Source organism: Bacillus sp. 1NLA3E (genome assembly GCF_000242895.2).
Lineage (GTDB): Bacteria > Bacillota > Bacilli > Bacillales > Cytobacillaceae > Bacillus_BU.
Map to the genome: position 1 here is coordinate 2711607 of NC_021171.1, position 21638 is coordinate 2733244.

Sequence of the window (21638 nt, forward strand, 5' to 3'; positions counted from 1 at the left end):
TCTACAGTTAGTAAATTATTTTGTTTTCTTGATATAGTATTTCCTACTCAATCATTGAGAATGATAAATTTAAGCATAAAAAAAAACAGACTCTGAAATGAGTCTGTTTTTGAGCGATTACTCTTTAATTAAGCTTTACGAACGTTAGCAGCTTGAGGTCCACGAGCGCCTTTTTCTACATCAAAAGTTACAGCTTGACCTTCTTCAAGTGTTTTAAAGCCTTCGCCTTGGATAGCTGAGAAATGTACGAATACGTCTTCTCCACCATCGCGTTCGATGAAACCGAAACCTTTTTCTGCGTTAAACCATTTAACTTTTCCGTTTTCCATGTTTGTTGCCTCCTAGTGTGTAAACACACATTGTATTACTATTCTTGCTCTTAATGATATCTAGGCGAAAAGCAGTATATTATCTTTCCCTTACATACCGAACAAAAATAATTCTAATTAAGAATATCAGATTTAGAAGAAATAGGCAAGTAAACAGTGGTACTACAAGAGCTTAAAACTATAGAGGAAACAAGTCAAATAGCCAGTCCCATTAAGTTACACATTAACATGACCACATTTATGATATAATTAATTAAGGATAGAAAAGGGAGTGTCAAATTGAAACACTTAAATAACCTATACAACGCAGGTGAAACGGTAAATGTTAAAGCTACTGGAGAAACCGTTACTATTTTAAAATGGAAATATGTTAAGAATATGAAGAGATTTTCTTATATATTAACGGAATATCCAGGTACATTTTATTTTGAAGAAGAGCTAACTCGGAACCAATTATCCGAATAAAATGAGAGGAGATTCTTTATACATACTAAATTCGTACATTAACGAATGAAAAGGCGCAGTACAGGATTAGCGCCTTTTATTTTTAGAGTCCAAATAAAACCGGGTCCCTTTGATTTAAGGTGCCCGGTTTTATTTTCATTAACCTATTCTAAATAGTCATAATCTCTTGGTACACCTATTGTTATACCCATACCCGGATATCCACCATATCCTGGGTAGCCTCCATGTCCTGGATAACCATGTCCTGGGTAACCACCCATACCGCCGTATATTCCTGGAAAGTGATGTGGGTGATGATGATGATGATGCCCATAATGTCCATAGTGGTGTCCATATCCTCCTGGATAGCCTCCATGTCCTGGATAACCCATCGGGCTGCCAAAACCTCCGTGTCCTGGATAACCTCCCATGCCACCGTACCCGCCGTGTCCTGGATAACCTCCCATGCCACCGTACCCGCCGTGTCCTGGATAACCTCCCATACCTGCATATCCTCCGAACATTTGTCTATTGTCTTCCATAATATCGCTCCTTTGTTTAGGTTACAGTCTATAGTATGTAGGAGCACTTAAAGAGCATAGACATGCGCCCAATGTTCAGAATTAAATAGCAGACATTTGTCCAAGTTCATTGGATGTTTTTCCCATAAAAAATTTCATCCATTTCTAAGTTGAGTTTTTCGGTAATTTCCTCAACCTCTTTTGAACTAAGCTTTTCCTTTGTGTATCCAAATAGATAATTGTTTAGATCAAATTCCCGAAGTTTACATTTGGTATGAAAAATATTTTCTTGATAAACATTTACATCAATCATATGATATATATTTTTTATTTCATCAGGGATGTAGTTTTGAATTGAACTAATCTCATGATCAATAAATAATTTGTGTCCACTTATATCTCTCGTAAAACCCCGAACACGATAATCAATTGTCATAATATCAGTATCAAATGAGTGAATCAGATAATTTAATGCTTTAAGAGGAGATATTTCTCCACAGGTTGATACATCAATATCCGCCCGAAAAGTGCTGATTCCCTCATCAGGATGGGACTCTGGATACGTATGTACAGTAATATGGCTCTTATCGAGCGCCAAAACAACTGCATCAGGTAGCGGTCCTGGTGACTCTGCAAAGGATCCATTTGGGACTTCAATTACGGGGCCCTCAGAGACCAGAAATGTTACACTCGATCCTTGAGGAACATAGTCTTGCTTGGCAATATTTAATACATGGGCGCCTATAATGTCAGATACATTGGACAATATATTAGTCAATCGATCAGCATTGTATTGGTCATCAATATAATGAAAATATGCCTCGCGCTCACTTTTTGTGGTTGTATAACAAATATCATACATATTAAAACTCAATGTTTTGGTAAGATTATTAAAGCCATATAATTCGACCCTCTGCTCTGGTGATAGTGTCATGGTCAACTTCCCCTTAAGCTTTATTTACCAATTTTTTCATAAAATTGGTCTACATGCTCTTAGTGTTACCAACCAACAATGAATTCATTTCAGAAAAAAGAGCAATTATTATTTTTTAAGCAAAGAAATTAAAATCTCCCCGACCTAAAGATTGAATATAATAACAACATAAACATTAAGGTTGCTACAATGAATCCAATCTCAATCGTTGGAATTTTTAATAGTAACAAGGATGAATGTCCCCCTAAAGAAGAACCGATGATTAGACCACAGATGATAATACTGAACGAGAGCAAACCAATACTAAATGAAATCCGGTTACTGATCTGATTCAATTTAGCCAGTATTAAATCTATTTCTGGAAAGGATATTTCCTGCCTCACTTTACCATTTTTAAATAGCAGTGTAAGTTCTTTTAGTCCTTTGGGTAAATCTTTTACAAATTCTCCAAGGTCGACTATTTGATGCCACAAATTACCAACAACTTTTTTCGGGTCATATCGTTCCATTAATAATCTACGCCCAAATGGCTCTGCAACCTTTAAAATGCTGATTTCAGGATCTAATTTTACAACAATTCCCTCCATTGTTAGGAGTGTCTTACCTAAAAGTGTAAGATCAGGCGGAATCCTAATGTTATGCCGGTATGCAACTAAAAACAGATCATTTACTACCTGACCAAGACTAACTTTACTTAAAGGGACATCATAATATGTCTCGTTCAGTTTCTCAACGTCTCCCCTTAACATGGATATGTTGATATCGCTTGGGACAATACCCATTCGAGTAATGGCTTTAATTACATCATCTGTATTTTGACGCATGAGAGCGATGACTAATGAGGCAATGTGATGTTTCATATCTGGAGTGAGTCTTCCCACCATTCCAAAATCAAGAAAAATAATTACATCATTAGGTAAGGCTAATATATTGCCGGGATGCGGGTCTCCATGAAAATATCCTTCGATTAAGACTTGATGAAGGATGGAATCAACAATCCTTTTGGCTAAAATTTTATTGTCATTACCCATTTGATGGAGCATTTCGGTTTCATACAACTTTGTGCCTTCGACGAATTCCATGGTTAATATTTTTTTGGTTGAGTATTCCCAAAAAACTTTTGGAATCACGACTTTCGGATCATCGATAAATTGTTTGGCTATTCTTTCAGAGTTTCTACCTTCAATTGAATAATCGACTTCCTCCCGGAGAGACTTCGAGAATTCGTCCACAATATCACGAATTTGGTAACGTGCTGCCCAAGCCAAGCGCTGTTCTGCCAAAATAGCCAAATCCTGCAAAATTTCTAAGTCTGTATCAATGATACTCCTCATATTTGGACGTTGGACTTTTACAGCTACTTTTTCCCCTGTTTTTAATATTGCATAATGAACTTGTCCAATTGAGGCTGCTGCAATGGGGATTTCACAAAACTCATTAAAAACTTGTCCAATTGGTTGGCCAAGTTCTTTTTCAATCGTCTCCTGCACTACTTCAAATGGAAATTGTTGTGCATTGTCTTGTAAATTTTCGAGTTCTTTAACAATTTCAGAAGGGATAAGATCGTATCGGGTACTTGCAACCTGACCCATTTTTACAAAGGTTGGCCCCAGTTCCTCTAAAAACATTTTGATTCTCTCGCCTGTTGATGTATTTTGCGTTTCTGTTTCAGGATTTACTTCCACAAATAATCGTTTTGGCATCGATAGGAGTTCAATAAGTCCCATTTCTTTTATAACGAATCCGAAACCATAGCGGATAAAAGCGTTGACAATTTCTCGGTACCGTTGGATATGTCGGAATCTTTTTCTAATCAAATTGATCACCCCATGGTAAACTGACTTCTACACTTTTTTATTTTAGAATAAGAAAAATCCACATTACTGGATTAACGTGGAATAACGATAAGTTTATTTTCTATCGAAATTCTGATTGATTTTCTCATTTCTATTATAAATTAACGGGTAATAAAAAGAAATTTTAAAATAGATAGAATCCATGGGGAGTAAAAGGTTGCATATGTTAGCGGGATGCGACGAGATAGTTGAAATTAGGGATTATTCACTTGCTTAAAACATATACATAATTAATGTAAATTATCAAAATAAGAGGTGATGGTTTGATGAAGGTAGGAAAAGATGATTTCGTAACAGGATTTGTTCCACATCATACCCATGGTTCAGTTGATTACACATCAGTTAATGCTGGGCATGTTCATCAATGTTTAGATGTTACTTCTCCCCCCATTCAAACCCAGGATGGAAGTCATATCCACCATACAGAAGGTTATGTAGTTTTTGAAAACGGCCATACCCACCATTATAAAGCAAATTCTGGCCCGGCTATTCCTGTTGGGAATGGAATGCACGTCCATTATTATGACTTTAATACAACCGAAAATGACGGTCATCATCACCGTGTAAAAGGTGTGGACCAACCTGCACCAGGAAATAAATGATTGATTGTTGATTAATTCATCGCATCAACATTTCTCCAGTTTTTTGAATGTTGCCATTTCAAGAAACCGGTTAACTTCCATGATACTTTGTTATAATGGAAACCATATAGCATCATCACAATTGATTCACTTTTACATGGAGGATATATTTTATATGGCTGATAAGAAAAAGTATTATGTTGTTTGGGCGGGTCGAAACACAGGAGTCTTTCGATCATGGGCTGATTGCGAGAAGCAAACAAAGGGTTTTCAAGGTGCAAGCTTTAAATCCTTTCCCTCTTTAGAGGAAGCAAATCAAGCTTATTCTAACGGGAAACCAAATTATTCATTTTCTAAAGTGAAAAATGCAACTAAAAAATCAGGATCTTCGGAAGTAACTGTTTTCAATCCCAATAGTATTTCTGTGGATGCGGCATGCAGTGGAAATCCTGGAATGATGGAATACCAAGGGGTAAGCACCAAAACGGGTGAAGTGCTATTCCATTTTGGCCCTACACTTGGTACAAATAATATTGGAGAATTTTTAGCCATTGTTCACGCCCTTGCAATGCTTAAAAAACAAGGACTTGATACGGATATTTATTCAGATTCTGTTACTGCCCTTTCATGGGTAAGAAATAAAAAAGCCAATACCAGCTTAGTCCGAAATAAAGAAACGGAGACTGTTTGGAATTTGATTGAAAGAGCAGAAGCATGGTTAAAAGAAAACCGCTACCCCAATAAAATATTGAAGTGGGATACAAATAAGCTAGGGGAAATCAAAGCAGACTTCGGAAGAAAATAAGACAACAAAAGGGAAAGGGACGGCTCCCTTTCCTTTTTATTTACCACAAGATCACTTAGGTTTCGCTGCCTCCAAGGCCTTTCTCACATCTATTAATCCCCCACCAAATTCGATATCATTACCTTTATCACCTAAATCAAACGCTGTTTTCTTGATGATATTCATCACTTCTTTATTGGTAAGCTTTGGGTTTTCCGAACGAATGAGTCCTGCAAGGCCCGCCACATGTGGAGAAGCCATGGATGTGCCTGACAATGCTGCGTACTGTCGATTAAAATAGGTACTTGGAATTTCCACCCCAGGTGCAGTGACATCAACATAGTCCCCGTAATTGGAGAATGTGGCTCTATTTCCATTGTAGTCAACTGCCGAAACGGCAAGGACTTCAGGGTAAGAAGCTGGAAAGCTTGGCTGTGAGGAATTATCATTTCCTGAGGCAGAAATTAGAACCACATCCTTCTTGTATGCATACTCGACTGCCTGTTTCATAACAGCAGATCCCTGGTAATTTCCCAGACTAAGATTAATAACATCCGCTCCATGATTAACTGCCCAGATAATTCCCTTCGCGATATCAAAACTTGTTCCGTAGCCTTTTGCTTCCATTGCTTTCACTGGCATGATTTTGTTAAACCAAGTAATTCCTGCAACCCCTTCTTGGTTATTTGTTTCAGAAGCAATAATGCCAGCTACATGAGTTCCATGCCCATTATCATCATCAGGATAATTATTGTTTTCAATCACATTGAAACCTTCAGTTAATCGATTCTTTAGATCAGGATGGTTCAAATCAACACCTGTATCAACAATTGCGATGACGACATCCTCTTTCCCCCGAGATAAATCCCAGCCACTTTCAGCTCTAATGCTCGGTAAATTCCATTGATATTGCTCCCTATAAAGCAAGTCGTTCGGACCAATTTGGTTTTGCAAATAAAGATAGTTGGGTTCGGCAAACTCCACATTTGATAGGTTTTTAAAATAATCCGTAAGCTCTGAGGTCGTGAGCTTCTCTGACCTAAACACAATAGTGGAATCTAAATTTTTCACTACTCCCCCATGTATATCCTTCGACATTTTATCCAACTCAGTTGCGTTTGGATGTTGTTTGAATTTGACAATCACTTCACTTTTGTTAAAGTGACTTTCATTGTTCTCTGGATGCTGAATAATATGGACAGAAGGGTCTTTTCGTAAATGTCCTTTAATGGTTTCACCCATTTCAAGACTATTTACCCGAAGGAGATGCGGCATATTCTCAACGTTTTGAATCTTGGTCATATCATATAGAAATCTGGGATCGGTTTTATTTTCAGTTTGTTGGATTGTGGTTCTTTCTGTTCTCTCTGGACTCCTCATTCTAGATATTGAAATAACAGAGATAAGGATTACAGAAGAGACAATGATAACAACTATTGGTTTTGTAATTTTCCTCATCATAACACTCCTATAATTATGGGATTGTTATTAGCATCTATATCTTTGAAAAAAATTAGCAAAGGTAATATTTAGAAGTAGAGGAAACAACCGTTTAATCCGATTCACATAGTTGGAAATACACTCACAAATAACATACAATAAGGGATATGAACTAAAACGACCAAGGAGATGAAAAATTTGACTATTCGGCACAAAAACAGGGCGTTGAAAAATTCCGCCAGCCTACATATGAAATTGATCCGGTATACCTGAACCGTTGGTCACCAAGATCTTTCTTAGAAAAAGATGTTCCAAACGATGTCCTCTTAAGCATTTTTGAGGCAGCACGCTGGGCTCCATCTGCATATAACCTTCAACCGTGGAGATTTATCATTTCTCGCGATCAAGAAAGTCGCGAAAATTTCTATCCATTCATTGGTGAGTTTAACCGGAAATGGTGTGAAAAGGCTCCTGTTCTTGCTGTTATTATTTCAAAAACCACCTCTGAGAATGGTCCAATTCCCTCACATTCTTTTGACACTGGAGCTGCATGGGGCTATCTTTCCTTAGAAGCGACGAAAAAAGGGCTCATTACCCACCCAATGACAGGATTTGATTTTGAAAAAGCAAGGGAAGTCTTAAATATACCAGAGGATTATGCAACTAATGCACTGATTGCGATTGGATACCAAGGAAAAGCAGAAGAATTACCAGAACCATTGCGTGAAAGAGAGCTACCTTCTAGTCGAAATCCATTAGATGAATCTTTATTTGAAGGGAACTTTGGCTCACCATTAAAATAATAATAAAAGGGCTTGGAGATTAATATCCCTAAGCCCTTTATTATCCTCCATACAATTCTTAACGGGTCCACAATAATTGACTAGATTCTCTTTTTAACATCTTCTCTTATTGATTCAATAATATTATCTGTTAAATTTGCTGGAAATGATGTACCATTCTCAAAAACCCAAATATTAACAATTTCAAGATCTGCTTTCTTAAATGTAATGCTATACTCTTTGTTTTTATGTGTAAAATCCGCTGTTACTGATTCCTCGCCAGCAAATTCGTCATCGATAATCATGTTTTTTATTTCAAAAGGCTTCATTTTAATGTCTCCTTTTTTCCATCTTTATCGGGATTATCCATTATCATTCCCTTTCCTTCTCCACGTATTACATTCGGAAGAACTTCCTAGTTTTAGTTTTGGGATCTGTTCTTTTATAAATTTAGTATATAAATTAGATATATTGAAGTTCCCCACATAATTAGAGCAGACAGCTTATTTAAAATGGTTATGAAGCTTACTGAATTATTTAGCCTTCCAACTTGCCTTCCAGCTAAGGCCAAAGAGAAAAACCATACCCAAGAAGTTACAATACAAGCTAAAGTAAAAGCAAGTTTTCTTGGGCCAGAATATGTTAATGAATTTGTTCCAATTACGCCGATTGTATCCATAATAGCATGCGGATTTAATAAGGAGACTGACAATGCAAAAACAATTTGTTTTTTTGAAGAAAGCGTTTTTTCTTCAGCTGAAGATAGATTAGGTTTACTTCTCCAAGTCACATAGCCCATATACACTAAAAATATAACACCAACTATTAATAAAACCACCTTAATCCAGTAAATACCTAAAATAATAAATGTTACTCCAAAAACAGCCAAAGATATCAGGATCGTGTCACAAATGGACGCCGTAATAATTACTGGTAAAGTCCTATTAAACTTTAGTTGAGTTGCACCTTGATTAAAAACAAAAACATTCTGTACTCCTAAAGGGAGTATTAACCCAAACGCTAAGATCAAACCATGAAGAATTGCTTCAAACATTTTTACTCCTCCTGCTTGTTTAATAATGACATTGTAAATGAAGAATTAAGATAGGTCTCCAACCATTTGGTTGGATATAGACCCAACCATTCGGTTATAATTTATTAAAATATGCGGAGGTCTTGGTTATGTCAAAAGAATGGGTGATAAACAAATTATCGTTGATCCCACTACATCAACAAATTTACGAGTACATTAAAAGAAAAATAATGAACGGTGAATGGTCTATCGGTACTAGAATTCCTTCACAACGGGAACTTGCGAAGAAATTTCAAGTTAATCGAAGTACAATTGTATATGCCTTAGGAGAGCTAGCCGCGGATGGATTAATCGAATCAAATGCTGGAAAAGGTACTGTTGTGATAAATAATACATGGAGTCTTCTTGCTTCTACTCCACCACCTGATTGGAATAGTTATGTAAAGTCTGGTTCTTATCAACCAAATATACAAATGATTCAAGAGATAAATAAAGCAGAAACAAACCCAGATATTACCCGTCTCGGTACGGGAGAGCTCTCTCCAGAATTGTTACCAGTTGAAAAAATGAAACAAATGTTCCAGACTCATTCTTCAAAAATGCTTTCTTTAGGATATTCAGAACCAAAAGGGGACATCTACTTAAGAGAAATAATAAGTGATTATTTAAAAACCAAAGGGATTATCGCCTCTCCATCTGCAATATTGATTGTTTCAGGAGGGCTTCAAGCCTTACAGTTAATCTCTTTAGGCTTATTGCAGCGTAGTTCAACCGTTTTTCTTGAATCACCTTCCTATCTAAATTCGGTGCACGTTTTTCAATCAGCAGGAATGAACTTATTTGGAATTCCTTTGAATAATGAAGGGATTCTAATAGACCAGATTGGAAAATTAAAAAGGCAGCATAATGGAGCTTTACTATATACCATACCTTCTTTTCATAATCCAACAGGTATATTAATGTCTTCAAATAGGCGAATGGAGTTACTGAATGTTTGTAAAAGCGAAAGATTACCGATCATTGAGGATGATGTTTATGGGGATTTATGGTTTGAAAGTGCACCCCCCAATCCTATAAAAGCATTAGACGATCAAGGGCTTGTTTTATATATTGGTAGTATGTCTAAAACTCTTGGTCCTGGTTTAAGAATTGGTTGGATTGTTGGGCCTGAACCTGTAGTTGAACGTTTAGCAGATATTAAAATGCAAACTGACTATGGTTCAAGTTCATTATCTCAATATGCAGTTGCTGAATGGATTTCAAGTGGTTTATATGATGAGCATATAAAAAAGATAAGAACAGAATTAAAATTTCGCAGAGACTTTACTATTGATGTATTAAATAATCATTTAAGAGACCTTTCAAGCTGGAGTATACCAGCAGGTGGCTTTTATATTTGGATTTCTATCAATAAACAGATTTCAATTCGTAATTTATTTGAAAAAGCCCTTAAAGAAGGGATTCTGCTTAATCCTGGGAATATATATGATCGAAATGACCAACAACATTTACGCCTATCTTATTCATATGCACCACTTCCTCAATTAAAAAGGGCCTTAATAAGGCTTTCAGAACTAATTCAAGAACTTATTACTTACTAACTAGGTTTATCCCTTTTTCTACCAGCGGGTAAACCCTAGCGAACCTAACTTTTAGTTCTTCATGTTTCTTTTGAAAAAATTTCTCTCACCGATTGGGTATGTGGACAATCATGCTCTTTTATAATCAATATTATGAAATGAGGACGGTGATTAATATGGAATACACGATCAATATTACTCATTTTATGGTGAACTCTCTTGCAAATAATGCCAATATTAATATTGGACCCACCTATCAAAATAGTCATACGGCTAATTCTAAAACAATAGGTACTAATTTAAATTTTGGTGATAACGGCTCGAAATTATCCGAAATTTTTAATAGCGGTAATAACCCCGAGCATCATCAAGGCTAGTGTATTATTTGCATAGAAGCTGACCTAAAAGGTCGTTAATAACGACTTTTTAGGTCAGCTTTTTCTTTGCTCTTTTTTATGTGTATGACTAGCAAAATATGGCTATTTGCAAAAAATCGTGAACCTCAAAATTATCGTCTCCTCTTCTATTCACATATTCGCTAAGATGGTGACGATTTCATCTTCAATACCCTTACCTTTAGACTCATCGAGTAAATTGTTTATTAGGATTGAAAAAATCAAAGTTTCTCCACTTTTTGTGTCTATATAACCAGACAAGGAACTAACCGTTGATAAAGTTCCAGTTTTTGCTCTAACTTTTCCTTGTAGAAAAGGATCTTTCATACGTTTCCGCAATGTTCCCCCATCCATTTTATGACTGTCTCCAGAAACAGGTAACGACTCTCTAAAAGTTTGGAACCAGGGTTGGAATTGGACAGAATATAACAGGTTTGAAATTTCATTGGCTGGAATTAGATTGGCATGAGAAATTCCAGAACCATCCCTAATCACTAATGTGTTCGGGTTTACTGAAAATTTTTCCAGCTCAGACTGGAGTACTTCCAGACCTTTTTCCCAGCTGCCCTCTCCTTTAACAACCCTTCCCATTTCCTTGACCAGTATTTCCGAATGGCCGTTGTTACTTAATTTCAGAAACGGAGTCAAAAGCTCCGATAAGGGCATGGATTTATGCGAAACCAAAAGATGAGCCTTTTTGGGAGTTTGTTTGGAAATAACCGTTCCCATAAGTTTGATTCCTTGTTCATCTAGAGATTGTTTAAATAAGTCCATTGCATAGCCTGTTGGCTCCCAAACCGCAATCCATGTTCTATACTTTTTTGCTCCGATTGGAATTGTTCCTTTGACTGTAATCGTATTAGTTCCATGTTTCCTCTCAGTCGTGATTTCTTTCATTCCCTCAGGTGAAACCGTTACAGTTTGATTGATGACATGAATATAACCTGTTCTCGGGGTAACCTTAATTTGTGCGGATTGACCAATTTCCTTTCCGGCCACGACCTCCACGATAACGGTTCCGGCATCATAGTCCTTATTTGGGGAGGCAGTCAATGCGGAAATTTGTGCCCCGTAGTAGGTTTGTTCATCACTCCATGGTAAATCAAGCGAGTACCTGACATCGTCGTACCAAGTATCATCACCAATTAGGTCTCCAGTAATCACCTTAATCCCTTTTTGGTGGATTTTCCTAGCCATAGAGTCAAAATCTCCATTCAATAACGTCGGATCACCGTTCCCTTTTAAATAAAGATTACCTTTAAGGGTATTTCCATTCCTCAATCCGTCAGTTAGTACTTCAGTTTTAAAACGGAAATTCTCTCCTAATTTGGATAGAGCTGTTACTGCTGTTAACAGTTTCATATTAGAAGCAGGTTTTAAACGGATATCACCGTTATGTTGATATAATAATTTCCCGTTTGTAGAGGACCGGATGCTGATACCTAGCAGAGCGCCTTTTAGGTTAGGATCCCGTTCTAAAAACCCATTTAATCTTTGGGCTAATATTGTTTTTTCATTAAGCTCTTGTGCTGAAACATTATGATTATAAGGCCATGATCCTAAAACAAGGATCAATATGAAAAAGGTATTGATATACCATCTTACTCGAAAGCGAGCGCTCATAGTTTACCTTCCGTCCTTTATATTTTTGTTAAGTTTATAAAATATAAGTTTGCCCTTTTTAACCAAAATATTCGAAGCCCTACTCTAGATAAACAAAAGTTGGTATGAAACGTTATTCAAAACACAAACTATAGGAAACAAACGAAAGGATGAAAATCGTTTTGGATACAATTGAACCTCAAAATATGCGGGCTAGGGACGAAGTATTTGTTCTGTACCATAATCCTCACACACCCTCCGTCGTCAATATAAAACCGGCAGAGATTGTTCAACACCCAAAGGATCCAGACAAATTGGCCTTGTTTTTAAATGAGTCATTCCATTTAATTGAAGAAGATGATGCTCTTTATTCAACAGAAGCTGCTGCAGAAAAGGCTTTTGCTGAATTTTACAGTGAATTATATTAAGACAGAAAAAGGGGACGTTCCATTAACGTCCCCTTTGGCAATTCGATATTTGAACTCTGAAAAACCATTTTAAAAATATGCGTCGTAAACTTTGTTGCTATTTACTTATGAGAGTAAGTGCTGATTTACGCTCCAGGTGCTCGCTTTCCGCGGGGCGGGCGGTGAGCCTCCTCGGCTTTACGCCTGCGGGGTCTCACCTGTCCCGCTGCTCCCGCAGGAGTCGAGCACCTTCCGCTCCAATCAGTCATTTTCAACGATATGCATTCAAAACTAGTTCAAAAAACAACAATCTTTTAGAAAACAGCATAAAATAACTACTTCAAATCTATTTCTAGCAGAACAGGACAATGATCGCTCCCCATAATATCAGAATGAACTTGAGTATCGATGATTGATTCTCTCAGTCTTTCTGAGACCAGAAAATAGTCTATTCGCCACCCAATATTTCGCTCACGTACCTTATTCATGTAGGACCACCATGTATACACATTTTCCTTCTCAGGATTTAGATGTCTAAAAGTATCAACAAAACCATTATTCAAAAGCTCGGTCATTTTCCCGCGTTCTTCGGGAGTAAAACCTGAATTTTTCATATTGGATTTTGGGTTTTTTAAGTCAATTTCGTGATGGGCAACATTCATATCACCGCAGAGGATTACCGGTTTCTTTGTATCAAGTTCTTGAAGAAATTCACGCAAGTAGTCCTCCCATGCTACTCGATAGTTCAGTCTGGCGAGGTCTCTTTGAGAGTTTGGTGTGTAAATATTAACGAGATAAAACTCCTCAAATTCCAAGGTAATTGCCCGGCCTTCGGAATCATGTTCAGTTGTTCCAATCCCGTATTGGACAGAAAGTGGCTTTTTCTTTGAAAAAATTGCTGTACCGGAATAACCTTTTTTAACTGCATAATTCCAATATTGCGAGTGATCTTTTAGCTCTAACGATATTTGTCCCTCTTGCAATTTGGTTTCTTGGATGCAAAATACATCCGCATCAATTTGATAAAAATAATCTAAAAATCCTTTTCCCACACATGCTCTAATCCCATTAACATTCCAGGAAACTAGTTTCATTAGTAAACTTCTCCTTGCTGTCTATAAAAATATTATCCTCATATTTTAACCTTTTCACAGGAATTTGTCTCAATTTAGATTCATTTCAAAGACCAAACTTTTGAATTCGTTTATAAAACGTACTTCTGGGAACTCCGAGTAACTTTGCGGCAAGCGTGACATTGCCCTTGGTTTTTTGTATTGCCTCGACCATCATATCTTTTATGATGGTCTCCCTTGTATTCAAATTCTCGATTGATTTTTCTTCTATCCAATATGATGAAGGTAAGACAGCTGGTCCATTTAACCTCTTTTCTTCTTCCATCGCCTGGAACACCTCTAAAAGATCTAATTCTTTTCCTTGGGAATAAATATATAAACGTTCTAAAAGGTTAAATAATTCTCTTATATTACCCGGCCAGTTATAGTTATAAAGCTTCAAGAAAAACGCTTGGGTTGTATGGGCCTTCCATTGCTTCTGTTTACAGAAATGATGGGCTAAAAATGGAATATCCTCTTTCCTATCTCTTAATGGAGGTACATTGATGGGGTAGACATACAATCGGTAAAATAGATCTTCACGAAACCCACCTTGACAAATGAGCTGGCGCAAATCCTTATGAGTTGCAGCCATGATTCGAATATCCAATGGTATTTCCTTTGTGGATCCAAGCGGCGTAACCTTTCGTTCTTGTATAACCCTTAGTAAAGCCACCTGCATTGCTGGAGTAAGTTCACTGACCTCATCTAGCAAAATCGTTCCATTATGCGCTTGTTCAAATTTCCCTTGATACCCGCTGCGCCTCGCCCCGGTAAAAGCTCCTTCTAAATAACCAAAAAACTCACTTTCCATAATGTCTTTAGGGATTGCACCACAGTTAACTGCAATGAATGGTCCTTCTTTTCTTGGACTGCTTTCATGAATAGATCTTGCAATAACTTCTTTGCCTGTTCCCGTTTCCCCAAAAATTAACACAGTCGCATCTGTAGGTGCCACACGCTGAAGGTCTAATATGGTTTTTTGAAAGGCTGAACTCGTTCCTTGCTCTCCTAAAAAGTGAAATTCAGTTTGTCTGACAAAACGTTCCAAAGTTTTTAATGAAAGTGATTGTTCCAATTTGGATCCATCTCCCTTTCCTAAAACCTAATACACCATTTACAAAAACCGTTAATTCGGTTATTTTAACGGATTTCCGAAAGAAGTCTCCCATCCTCAAGGAATGTGAAGGACATAGCCCAGTGAGTAGGCGGGAGATGAATTTCGGTCGGCGTAAGCCAAAATAATTGAAAAACGCAAACATATGTTCTATACTGTGATGTATAGGAAGTGAATTGATATGACTAAGCAAAACAAAGCTTTCAAATTCCGTTTGCTACCAAACAAAAAGCAAGAAGAATTATTAGCTAAAACTTTTGGTTGTGTCCGTTTTGTCTACAACAAAATGTTAACAGAACGCAAAGAGACTTATGAAAAGTTCAAGGATGACAAAGAAAAACAAAAAGAACAAAAGTTTCCGACTCCTGCTAAATACAAAGATGAATTTCCATTCCTAAAAGAAGTAGATTCATTAGCTTTGGCAAACGCACAGATCAACTTGCAAAATGCTTATAAGAACTTCTTTGAAGGCAATGCTGAATATCCGAAGTTCAAAAATCGTAAGTCAAAACAGTCTTACACAACGAATCGAGTAAACGGAAATATTGGATTGCATGAGGGTCATATCAAATTACCTAAACTGAAATTAGTGAAAATCAAACAGCACAGAGAAATTCCTGACAATTACAAATTGAAATCATGTACCATTTCCAAAACAAAATCAGGGAAATACTACGTGTCTGTACTAACAGAATACGAAAAAGAAATAAAACCAAAAGCAATAGAATATGTTGTTGGGTTAGATTTTGCTATGTCTGAATTATTTGTTAGTAGTGAGAATGAGAAAGCCAATTATCCTCGTTATTATCGTGTAATGTCAGGGAAGTTAGCAAAAGCACAACGTATTTTGTCTAAACGAAAAAAAGGTTCTGCTCGTTGGAATAAGCAACGTATAGCAGTAGCTAAACTACATGAAAAAGTAGCGAACCAGCGTATGAATTTTCTTCACCATAAATCAAAAGAATTAGCATCTAATTTTGATGCCGTAGTGATAGAGGACTTGAACATGAAAGGTATGTCGAAGGCTCTTCACTTTGGAAAAAGCGTCCATGATAATGGATGGGGCATGTTCACTACTTTTTTAGAATACAAACTAAAAGAGCAAGGAAAGCAATTAGTAAAAATTGATAGGTGGTTTCCTTCCACTAAAAAATGCTCATGTTGTGGATCAGAAAAGCCTATGACACTATCTGAACGCATCTATCGATGTTTTTGTGGATATGTGGCAGATCGTGACTACAATTCAGCAATCAATATCAAAAATGAAGGAATACGCTTATTAGCATTATCATAGAAACAAAAACTCTTGGAACAAGAGGGTTAGCTCGGTCATTTTTCGTTAGCTAGTAAAAGTAACGATAAGTCGAGAAGCTCGCACTTCAATTAGACCGTAAGGTCAATAAGTGGAGAGTAGTTCACGATATCTATTTTATGTATGATTTAAATTCCTAATTATCTATATTTTAAATCAATTTGCCCTAGGTTTCAATTAAAGCAAAAAAAAGTGAAACCAAAACTAGAGACTTTATAATAAAGTCTCTAGTTTTGGATATAGTGTTGATTCATTCGGTTAACTCATCTTCAACTTAATATATGGAGCGGATGACCGGTTACTTGTAAGAGAGCCTCATGGACAGCTTCGGATACACTTGGATGGGCAGTTGTGGTAAGTTCAAAAAAGTCGGCTGTTAATTCGGCGTCAAGCATTACTGTGCCTTGACTAATTAACTCTGTTGCATACGGTCCAACTATTGACATACCTACGATCTCATGAAATTCATTTTCAATTATTACTTTAACTTTTCCATTAGTTTCATTTAGAATCTGCGCTTTGCTGTTAGCGCTGAATGGAAACTCACCAATACGAATATCCCCATATTCCTTCCTTGCTTGCGCTTCTGAAAAACCAACACTTGCAATTTCAGGACAGGTATAGACACAACGAGGGATTGCTCGATAATTCACCTTCACATCATGTCCACAGGCGTGCATTGCCGCAACAGTTCCTTCATGAAAGGCTACATGGGCAAGCTGAATGCTCCCAATCACATCCCCGCACGCATATATATGAGGAATATTCGTTTGCATATGTTCATTTACGATAATCCCTTTATCAGAAAAATCTATACCAATATCCTCCAAGGACAATCCCCTTAAACGTGGCTTTCTTCCAATCGACACTAGTACATTCTCTGGATAAAGAATATTTTCATTTCCCTTAAAATCAATAGTGGCTTTCATTTCCTTTTCATCTAATGATACTTTTGAAGCCGTATAAATTTTGACGCCATCCTTCTCCAATCCCTTCTGGAGGACTGCAACAATATCAGAATCCTCCCCAGGTAGAAGTTGATCCGCCATTTCCACAATTGTTACCTTTGTCCCAAGCCTGCTATAAATGCTGGCAAATTCACAGCCAATTACACCACCACCGACAATTAACAACGAAATTGGGATAGCAGGCAGGTTCATTACATGTGAACTGTTAAGAAGCCATTTCCCATCAGAGAAGTGGGAAGGTAAGTCCATTGGGCTTGACCCAGTTGCAATAATGAACTGATCAGCAATTATTAACTCTAATTCCCCTCCCTTAACAACCCTAAGTAAATTTGGAGTTATGAAGGAAGCTTTTCCAACATGCAATTGGATTTTATTCTGTTTGATTAAAAAATTGACCCCTTCCACCAGAGTTCTTATGATGTTATTTTTATAATCCTGAGCTTTTTCCCAATTAATTTGGACCGAATTTGCTACCACTTCAATTCCAAAATGAGCAGCATTTTGAATTGATTTAAATGTCTCAGCCGTTTTTAATAATGCTTTTGTTGGAATGCACCCTTCATTCAAACATGTGCCTCCCAATTCCTTTTCTTCTATTAATATAACGTTTTTTCCATTTTGAGCAGCTTTTATTGCTGCTACATAGCCTGCAGGCCCTCCTCCAATCACAGCAATTGTTTCCATTCCCTCATCTCCAATCTATAAAAGAAGTGATAATGGTTTTTCTAAATATTCTTTCACAGAATGAAGGAAGGCAGCTGCAGGGGCTCCATCTAAAACCCGATGATCAAATGTAAGGCTAAGCGGTAAAAGACTACGTCGTTTGAGTTCCTCCCCCATATAAACAGGTTCATCCTGGACGGAACCGATACCAAGAATACCTGTTTCAGGCGTATTTAATATTGGAGTAAAGTAATTGACTCCAGATGTTCCAAGATTCGTGATTGAAAACGTTGAACCTTTCATTTCATCGCCTGTTAATTCACCTTTTCGAGCTCGTTGAGATAAGGATTTAATTGAATTTGACAACTTCCTGATTGAATAATTCTCTGCATTTCGTATTACCGGTACAACTAAACCTTTTTCCAGTGCAACAGCAATACCAAGATGTACCTGATCATGAACATGAATCTCATCGTTAATAAGGGCACAGTTCATTTGTTTATGTTGCATTAAGGCTAAAACTACTGCCCTGGCAATAAAATCAGTGATGGTTAATTTTTCAGTAAACAAATCCTGTGCTGATGGTGACAATTGCTGTTGGAGTGCTTTTAGTTCCGTTACGTCTGCCTTTGAAAAAAGTGTTAATTGAGCAGTATTTTGTAGGCTTTGATTTAGTCTTGTTGCAATCACCTTTCTCATTCCTGAAACAGGTTGAATTTGGTCCCCCTCTACTAACTCCGGAAAAGGTGATACAGGTAAGCGTGGTTCCGGTACAGACATTTTTTCTGGCAATTGAACACTATGTTTATTTTCCCGATTTATCGCACTTTCTACATCTTCTTTAGTAATTCTTCCTTGTGGACCAGTACCAACTAGATTGCTAATGTTTATCCCAGCAGCTTGGGCTATTTTTCGGGCCACGGGTGAAATTTTTACAGATGAATTCCTGTTCATGTTAACCATACTCACGGGAAGTGCTTCATTGGCTACTTCAGGTGGAGTATTTTCGGTCTTCAATTCTTGAGAGTTTACAATATCTAGAACCTGTTCATTGTGCTTCCCAATCAAGCAAATTACTGTTCCTGGTGGCACCTCTTGATTTTCTTCTACAGCTATTTTCAGCAGCTCTCCATCATTTGGTGCTTCCAGGTCCATTTCAATTTTTTCGGAATTAATACTTGCTATTACCTCTCCTTTTTTTATAGAATCACCCGTATGCTTATGCCATGCTGAAACAACGCCTTCTTTCATAGCCATTCCTAATTTAGGCATAACGACTTCAGTAGCCATTGTTGTACCTTCTTTCTATTAATAATCGTTATGATAGGACCGGTTCTCCGATAATTTCATATACCGCTCTCACAATTTGCTCTGCACTAGGTAAATATAAATCTTCCAAAACAGGTGAAAAAGGGACAGGTGTATGCGGAGCTGTTACTCTTTTAATTGGTGCATCTAAGAAATCAAAGCCTTTATCCGCAACCATTGCCGCAATATCTGTTGCAACATTACAACGAGGGTTTGCCTCATCCACAATAATCAGTCTGTTTGTTTTCTCAACCGAAGCCAAAATAGTCTCTTCATCAAGAGGCGAAATACTGCGCGGGTCTACGATTTCAGCTTCAATCCCTTGTTTAGAAAGTCGTTCGGCTGCCTCCATAGCAGTATGGACCTGCTTTCCAATCGCAACAATCGTTAAATCCGCCCCAGTGCGCTTGATTTCAGCTTTCCCTAGCGGTATTGTGTAATATCCTTCCGGAACTTCCCCTGTCATGTTATACAAGGTCTTATCCTCAAAAAAGATGACCGGATCGTTATCCTCAATCGAAGCAAGCAGTAAACCCTTTACATCATAAGGAGTAGAAGGAACAACAACCTTCAATCCTGGAATGCTCGCAAACATGGCATATAGACTTTGAGAGTGCTGAGCTGCAGCGCGATTACCAGCTCCATGCATCGTCCTAATTGTAACTGGAACTTTTGCTTTCCCTCCGAACATATAGCGGAATTTTGCACCTTGGTTCATGATTTGATCTAAACAGACGCCGACAAAGTCGTTAAACATCAGCTCGGGGACTGGACGTAAACCGGTTGTCGCAGCAGCCATAGCAGCTCCAATTAGCCCGGATTCAGTAATAGGTGTATCAAGGACACGATTTCTTCCAAATTCCTGGACAAGGCCTTTTGTAACACCCATTACCCCGCCCCATGCTTCACTATCCTTTAGGTGGGCGAGTGTCGCTCCGCCTGCCACATCTTCTCCCATTAAAATTACGTTTTCATCTCTTTGCATCGCAAGTTTTAACGCTTCATTTACTGCATCGGAAAAGCTTAATTTTCTTTCCATATCAATTTCCTCCTTGAATTAATATGAGACGTAAACGTCGGTTAACAACTCACTTGCGTCAGGATAAGGGCTTTCTTCAGCAAATCTGATAGCTTTTTCTACCTCATCTCTAACAAGCGCTTCTAATGACATTAATTCCTCTTCTGCCATTAGCTGATTATCTAGGATATATTTTCTGAAATTCAATATTGCATCTCTTTCTTGAAGATTCTCTCTCTTTTCTTGTTCAGTTTTATATTTCTGAGCATCTCCTTCAAAATGACCATAGTTTCGGTAGGTGACACATTCAATTAATGTTGGTCCTTCACCACGTCTTGCTCTTTCGATCGCTTCTTTAGCAGCTTCGTAAACGGCAACAACATCTTTTCCGTCGACTCTTATACCTGGAATATTATATGCAATGGCACGATCCGCGATGGTTTTACAGCTAGAAGCATAGGTAAATGGCGTTGCTTCAGCATAACCGTTATTTTCGGCAACAAAAATAACCGGAAGTTTCCAAATGGCGGCTAAATTGACCCCTTCATGAAAAGTTCCTTGATTGTTTGCACCATCGCCAAAAAAGCAAACACTCACATCTCCTGTATTTTTATACTTCGAAGTTAGGGCAGCTCCGCAAGCAAGTGGAAAACCTCCCCCAACAATCCCGTTTGCTCCCAGCATCCCTTTGTGTAAATCGGCAATATGCATGGAGCCACCTTTACCTTTACAAAGACCAGTAATTTTCCCATAAATTTCAGCCATCATCCCATTTAAATCACAGCCTTTGGCAATACAGTGACCGTGTCCGCGGTGCGTGCTGGTAATTTTATCGGAATCATGTAGGTGGGCACAAAGTCCGACGGCTACTGCTTCTTCACCAGCATATAAGTGAACAAAGCCGGGAAGCTTTCCTTGTGCAAAAATTTCATGAACCCTGTCCTCAAAAGTACGAATTTCTAGCATTTTCCGGTACATCCATTCCGCTTTTCCCATTGTGATATTGGTTTTCATTTCTAATGCTGTTTTCACCATTAAATCCCCCTAACGAATGAATTTTGATGAAAGAAAAAACCGTTCGAATCCTTCTACTTTACTACATGCATAAATCGTACCAAGTTGAAAAGATTGATATATACTACTTTTCTGCTAATAAAAAAAATAAAGGTGGACATTTGTCTCGGATTGTCCACCTTTGTCCATTAATTCTCAATTTTTCAATGGCTCTGTTAAACTAGAATGTTGATTTCCGTTCCAGGCGCTTCGCTTTCCGCGGGGCGGGCGGTGAGCCTCCTCGGCGCTAAAGCGCCTGCGGGGTCTCACCTGTCCCGCTGCTCCCGCAGGAGTCTTCGCGCCTTCCACTCCAATCAACATTGTGCAAAAAATCAATATTGAGCTTTAACACAGCCTTTTTAATAATAAAATGAGGAGCTACACCTCTTTAGCTAAAGG

Annotated in this window: 21 protein-coding genes and 1 pseudogene; 8 read left to right on the plus strand and 14 right to left on the minus strand. The window is 37.7% G+C overall.

Going from position 1 to position 21638, the window contains the following annotated elements:
* Positions 1–128: 128 nt before the first annotated feature.
* On the minus strand, positions 129–329 hold the full coding sequence (locus B1NLA3E_RS12835; protein ID WP_015594263.1) for a cold-shock protein: 201 nt from the start codon (positions 327–329) through the stop codon (positions 129–131).
* Between the two features lie 279 nt (positions 330–608).
* Between B1NLA3E_RS12835 and B1NLA3E_RS12840 the strand changes: the two genes are divergently transcribed.
* Entirely contained in the window at positions 609–794 is a 186-nt protein-coding gene (locus B1NLA3E_RS12840) for a hypothetical protein (protein ID WP_041580509.1), read from the plus strand.
* A 143-nt stretch (positions 795–937) separates the two neighbouring features.
* Here B1NLA3E_RS12840 and B1NLA3E_RS12845 read toward each other — a convergent pair whose 3' ends face one another.
* From B1NLA3E_RS12845 to B1NLA3E_RS12855, 3 genes are all read right to left on the minus strand, one after another.
* Positions 938–1315: a hypothetical protein gene (locus tag B1NLA3E_RS12845; protein ID WP_051120154.1), complete on the minus strand. Its 378-nt coding sequence runs from the start codon at positions 1313–1315 to the stop codon at positions 938–940.
* Positions 1316–1421: 106 nt separating this feature from the next.
* Positions 1422–2228 (minus strand): adenosylmethionine decarboxylase, encoded by an 807-nt coding sequence (gene speD, locus B1NLA3E_RS12850; RefSeq protein WP_015594265.1) that lies wholly within the window; start codon positions 2226–2228, stop codon positions 1422–1424.
* A 128-nt stretch (positions 2229–2356) separates the two neighbouring features.
* A complete protein-coding gene (locus tag B1NLA3E_RS12855; RefSeq protein ID WP_041580510.1) occupies positions 2357–4045 on the minus strand; it encodes an ABC1 kinase family protein in 1689 nt (562 codons plus the stop codon).
* Positions 4046–4347: 302 nt separating this feature from the next.
* Between B1NLA3E_RS12855 and B1NLA3E_RS12860 the strand changes: the two genes are divergently transcribed.
* Together B1NLA3E_RS12860 and B1NLA3E_RS12865 are read left to right on the plus strand one after the other, a co-directional pair.
* Positions 4348–4686, plus strand: a complete 339-nt coding sequence (locus B1NLA3E_RS12860) for a YmaF family protein (protein WP_015594267.1) — start codon at positions 4348–4350, stop codon at positions 4684–4686.
* Between the two features lie 154 nt (positions 4687–4840).
* Positions 4841–5470, plus strand: a complete 630-nt coding sequence (locus B1NLA3E_RS12865) for a ribonuclease H1 domain-containing protein (protein WP_015594268.1) — start codon at positions 4841–4843, stop codon at positions 5468–5470.
* A 51-nt stretch (positions 5471–5521) separates the two neighbouring features.
* Here the strand turns inward: B1NLA3E_RS12865 and B1NLA3E_RS12870 are convergent, their stop codons facing one another.
* Positions 5522–6910, minus strand: coding sequence for a S8 family peptidase (locus B1NLA3E_RS12870; protein ID WP_015594269.1), 1389 nt, complete (start codon positions 6908–6910; stop codon positions 5522–5524).
* Between the two features lie 233 nt (positions 6911–7143).
* Between B1NLA3E_RS12870 and B1NLA3E_RS12875 the strand changes: the two genes are divergently transcribed.
* Positions 7144–7692: a nitroreductase family protein gene (locus B1NLA3E_RS12875; protein ID WP_051120155.1), complete on the plus strand. Its 549-nt coding sequence runs from the start codon at positions 7144–7146 to the stop codon at positions 7690–7692.
* An 80-nt stretch (positions 7693–7772) separates the two neighbouring features.
* On the opposite strand, the gene B1NLA3E_RS12880 is transcribed toward B1NLA3E_RS12875, so the two are convergent.
* Together B1NLA3E_RS12880 and B1NLA3E_RS12885 are read right to left on the minus strand one after the other, a co-directional pair.
* Complete coding sequence (locus tag B1NLA3E_RS12880; RefSeq protein WP_015594270.1) at positions 7773–8000, minus strand: hypothetical protein; 228 nt, start codon at positions 7998–8000, stop codon at positions 7773–7775.
* 113 nt (positions 8001–8113) lie between these two features.
* Positions 8114–8725, minus strand: coding sequence for a LysE/ArgO family amino acid transporter (locus B1NLA3E_RS12885; protein ID WP_015594271.1), 612 nt, complete (start codon positions 8723–8725; stop codon positions 8114–8116).
* Between the two features lie 128 nt (positions 8726–8853).
* Here B1NLA3E_RS12885 and pdxR point away from each other — a divergent pair, with 128 nt between their 5' ends.
* Together pdxR and B1NLA3E_RS12895 are read left to right on the plus strand one after the other, a co-directional pair.
* On the plus strand, positions 8854–10305 hold the full coding sequence (gene pdxR, locus B1NLA3E_RS12890; protein ID WP_015594272.1) for a MocR-like pyridoxine biosynthesis transcription factor PdxR: 1452 nt from the start codon (positions 8854–8856) through the stop codon (positions 10303–10305).
* Between the two features lie 155 nt (positions 10306–10460).
* The gene (locus tag B1NLA3E_RS12895; protein WP_187292103.1) at positions 10461–10661 is read left to right on the plus strand and encodes a spore germination protein; all 201 of its coding nucleotides are present in this window, start codon (positions 10461–10463) and stop codon (positions 10659–10661) included.
* 150 nt (positions 10662–10811) lie between these two features.
* Here the strand turns inward: B1NLA3E_RS12895 and dacB are convergent, their stop codons facing one another.
* A complete protein-coding gene (gene dacB / locus B1NLA3E_RS12900; RefSeq protein ID WP_015594273.1) occupies positions 10812–12302 on the minus strand; it encodes a D-alanyl-D-alanine carboxypeptidase/D-alanyl-D-alanine endopeptidase in 1491 nt (496 codons plus the stop codon).
* Between the two features lie 149 nt (positions 12303–12451).
* Here dacB and B1NLA3E_RS12905 point away from each other — a divergent pair, with 149 nt between their 5' ends.
* On the plus strand, positions 12452–12709 hold the full coding sequence (locus B1NLA3E_RS12905; protein ID WP_015594274.1) for a transcriptional regulator SplA domain-containing protein: 258 nt from the start codon (positions 12452–12454) through the stop codon (positions 12707–12709).
* Positions 12710–13023: 314 nt separating this feature from the next.
* Here B1NLA3E_RS12905 and B1NLA3E_RS12910 read toward each other — a convergent pair whose 3' ends face one another.
* Together B1NLA3E_RS12910 and B1NLA3E_RS12915 are read right to left on the minus strand one after the other, a co-directional pair.
* On the minus strand, positions 13024–13782 hold the full coding sequence (locus B1NLA3E_RS12910) for an exodeoxyribonuclease III (protein ID WP_015594275.1): 759 nt from the start codon (positions 13780–13782) through the stop codon (positions 13024–13026).
* Positions 13783–13867: 85 nt separating this feature from the next.
* Positions 13868–14812, minus strand: a pseudogene (locus B1NLA3E_RS12915) (sigma-54 interaction domain-containing protein); the annotation flags it as partial.
* Positions 14813–15098: 286 nt separating this feature from the next.
* Here B1NLA3E_RS12915 and B1NLA3E_RS12920 point away from each other — a divergent pair.
* Entirely contained in the window at positions 15099–16211 is a 1113-nt protein-coding gene (locus tag B1NLA3E_RS12920; RefSeq protein ID WP_015594277.1) for an RNA-guided endonuclease TnpB family protein, read from the plus strand.
* Positions 16212–16498: 287 nt separating this feature from the next.
* Here B1NLA3E_RS12920 and lpdA read toward each other — a convergent pair whose 3' ends face one another.
* From lpdA to B1NLA3E_RS12940, 4 genes are read right to left on the minus strand one after another with little or no spacing between them, the layout of a single operon-like run.
* A complete protein-coding gene (lpdA, locus tag B1NLA3E_RS12925; protein ID WP_015594278.1) occupies positions 16499–17881 on the minus strand; it encodes a dihydrolipoyl dehydrogenase in 1383 nt (460 codons plus the stop codon).
* Between the two features lie 15 nt (positions 17882–17896).
* On the minus strand, positions 17897–19150 hold the full coding sequence (locus B1NLA3E_RS12930; RefSeq protein WP_015594279.1) for a dihydrolipoamide acetyltransferase family protein: 1254 nt from the start codon (positions 19148–19150) through the stop codon (positions 17897–17899).
* A gap of 28 nt (positions 19151–19178) precedes the next feature.
* Positions 19179–20207 (minus strand): alpha-ketoacid dehydrogenase subunit beta, encoded by a 1029-nt coding sequence (locus B1NLA3E_RS12935; protein ID WP_015594280.1) that lies wholly within the window; start codon positions 20205–20207, stop codon positions 19179–19181.
* Positions 20208–20225: 18 nt separating this feature from the next.
* The gene (locus tag B1NLA3E_RS12940; RefSeq protein WP_187292188.1) at positions 20226–21200 is read right to left on the minus strand and encodes a thiamine pyrophosphate-dependent dehydrogenase E1 component subunit alpha; all 975 of its coding nucleotides are present in this window, start codon (positions 21198–21200) and stop codon (positions 20226–20228) included.
* Between the last annotated feature and the right edge of the window lie 438 nt (positions 21201–21638).

Bases quoted from the DNA above. Each gene is read 5' to 3' on its own strand.
- B1NLA3E_RS12835 (WP_015594263.1), bottom strand. From the start codon at position 329: ATGGAAAACGGAAAAGTTAAATGGTTTAACGCAGAAAAAGGTTTCGGT.
- B1NLA3E_RS12845 (WP_051120154.1), bottom strand. From the start codon at position 1,315: ATGGAAGACAATAGACAAATGTTCGGAGGATATGCAGGTATGGGAGGT.
- speD (WP_015594265.1), bottom strand. From the start codon at position 2,228: ATGACACTATCACCAGAGCAGAGGGTCGAATTATATGGCTTTAATAAT.
- B1NLA3E_RS12865 (WP_015594268.1), top strand. From the start codon at position 4,841: ATGGCTGATAAGAAAAAGTATTATGTTGTTTGGGCGGGTCGAAACACA.
- B1NLA3E_RS12870 (WP_015594269.1), bottom strand. From the start codon at position 6,910: ATGATGAGGAAAATTACAAAACCAATAGTTGTTATCATTGTCTCTTCT.
- B1NLA3E_RS12880 (WP_015594270.1), bottom strand. From the start codon at position 8,000: ATGAAGCCTTTTGAAATAAAAAACATGATTATCGATGACGAATTTGCT.
- B1NLA3E_RS12885 (WP_015594271.1), bottom strand. From the start codon at position 8,725: ATGTTTGAAGCAATTCTTCATGGTTTGATCTTAGCGTTTGGGTTAATA.
- pdxR (WP_015594272.1), top strand. From the start codon at position 8,854: ATGTCAAAAGAATGGGTGATAAACAAATTATCGTTGATCCCACTACAT.
- B1NLA3E_RS12895 (WP_187292103.1), top strand. From the start codon at position 10,461: ATGGAATACACGATCAATATTACTCATTTTATGGTGAACTCTCTTGCA.
- dacB (WP_015594273.1), bottom strand. From the start codon at position 12,302: ATGAGCGCTCGCTTTCGAGTAAGATGGTATATCAATACCTTTTTCATA.
- B1NLA3E_RS12905 (WP_015594274.1), top strand. From the start codon at position 12,452: ATGAAAATCGTTTTGGATACAATTGAACCTCAAAATATGCGGGCTAGG.
- B1NLA3E_RS12910 (WP_015594275.1), bottom strand. From the start codon at position 13,782: ATGAAACTAGTTTCCTGGAATGTTAATGGGATTAGAGCATGTGTGGGA.
- B1NLA3E_RS12920 (WP_015594277.1), top strand. From the start codon at position 15,099: ATGACTAAGCAAAACAAAGCTTTCAAATTCCGTTTGCTACCAAACAAA.
- lpdA (WP_015594278.1), bottom strand. From the start codon at position 17,881: ATGGAAACAATTGCTGTGATTGGAGGAGGGCCTGCAGGCTATGTAGCA.
- B1NLA3E_RS12930 (WP_015594279.1), bottom strand. From the start codon at position 19,150: ATGGCTACTGAAGTCGTTATGCCTAAATTAGGAATGGCTATGAAAGAA.
- B1NLA3E_RS12935 (WP_015594280.1), bottom strand. From the start codon at position 20,207: ATGGAAAGAAAATTAAGCTTTTCCGATGCAGTAAATGAAGCGTTAAAA.
- B1NLA3E_RS12940 (WP_187292188.1), bottom strand. From the start codon at position 21,200: ATGAAAACCAATATCACAATGGGAAAAGCGGAATGGATGTACCGGAAA.